Genomic DNA, 1,191 nt, shown 5'->3' on the forward strand with positions numbered 1-1,191 from the left:
AAAAAAACATTTATCACAGGCATTAACTCCTTGCAACTCCTATATCTCCTTTATTTTTTCTTATCCCTTATCCCGAATTGACGTAAAACGAGATTAAAAGCGTTATTAATAAAATCGCTGAAGATGATGAAGTTACTTTTTCTTTAGAAATTATAAATCAAACTGTTAGTAAAGAACAACAAATCGTTACTTCTATGAGCGATGATGTTGATTCGTCTAATTCTTATTCAGAAGAATATAGCTCTGAAAAAAAGTTTGAAACTGAGGCAAGTAATATTGCTGATATTAAAGAAAATTCCTTATATAAAGAAAATTTTGTTACAAAATGTTTAAACCATTGGACAATTATACATCAATATTATCAAAATCTTAAAAAAAATGCTCGATTTTCTCAAGATAAGACTTCTGATTATCATCAAGAAAAACATCAACTTTGGAATATTCCTAACAAGGGAGAATATACAACAGAGAATAAAAATATTGTAAATATTGGTAGTAAGAAACACCATAATATTTATGCTATAATTGATCCTGATTTGTTAGGTTCATTAGATATCTCTAAACAGAAAGCATTTATTACTGCTTTAGAGAAAGGTGTTGCAAAAGATTCTAATCATAATGGAGTTAAAATATTAGGAAAATATTTACCAGAGCTTAAAATAAATAAAGATAGTAGGTTATTGGCAGAAAAAATTTATAAAAACAAGGATGGGGCTGTTTTAATGGTATTTGGTCAAGAATATAATCATACTGCTGTAAAGAAGGAGTTTCAGCTTAATACCATTAAGGTTATACCAGTTTCTGGTGCTGCCTATACACAGGAAAAGGATGATATTTTAAAGCCCAATATCTTTCCAGAAGATTATTTTACTAATACAGAAGATTATCCTGATGATGAAGTAGAATGCACTGGAGAGGAATCATAAAAGTTACTATCCAAGTAACTAAGCTCTATTATTAGAACTTAGTTACCTCATATTGCAACTCCATATTTTTTCCACAAAATGCCATCGAAATTTTGAGTATTTGTTTTACATGCTGATATTCTTTTATCCTAGTATCATATTTCTTATCTATAATTTGTTGTAAGCCAGATTTAGCTATATCTGCTAAATCTTCTGAGGATTTAGCGATTTTATACTCGATAATCATCGCTTTATCACCTTTGCCAATTTTTGGAATCATCACAAC

At 29.0% G+C, this 1,191-nt stretch carries 2 protein-coding genes; one reads left to right on the plus strand and one right to left on the minus strand.

The annotated features are described in order from the left end of the window. Positions 1-194 precede the first annotated feature (194 nt). Positions 195-926, plus strand: a complete 732-nt coding sequence (locus tag RiCNE_RS07035) for a hypothetical protein (RefSeq protein WP_094649835.1) — start codon at positions 195-197, stop codon at positions 924-926. Positions 927-957: 31 nt separating this feature from the next. On the opposite strand, the gene RiCNE_RS07040 is transcribed toward RiCNE_RS07035, so the two are convergent. Beyond that, a partial coding sequence (locus RiCNE_RS07040; protein WP_192866955.1) for a PD-(D/E)XK nuclease domain-containing protein occupies positions 958-1,191 on the minus strand: 234 nt, incomplete at its 5' end.

Origin of the sequence: Rickettsia endosymbiont of Culicoides newsteadi, assembly GCF_002259525.1 — a bacterium.
Lineage (GTDB): Bacteria > Pseudomonadota > Alphaproteobacteria > Rickettsiales > Rickettsiaceae > Tisiphia.

What these genes read in the sequence shown, in the direction of transcription:
- RiCNE_RS07035 (WP_094649835.1), top strand. Translation starts at nt 195, where the DNA reads ATGAGCGATGATGTTGATTCGTCTAATTCTTATTCAGAAGAATATAGC.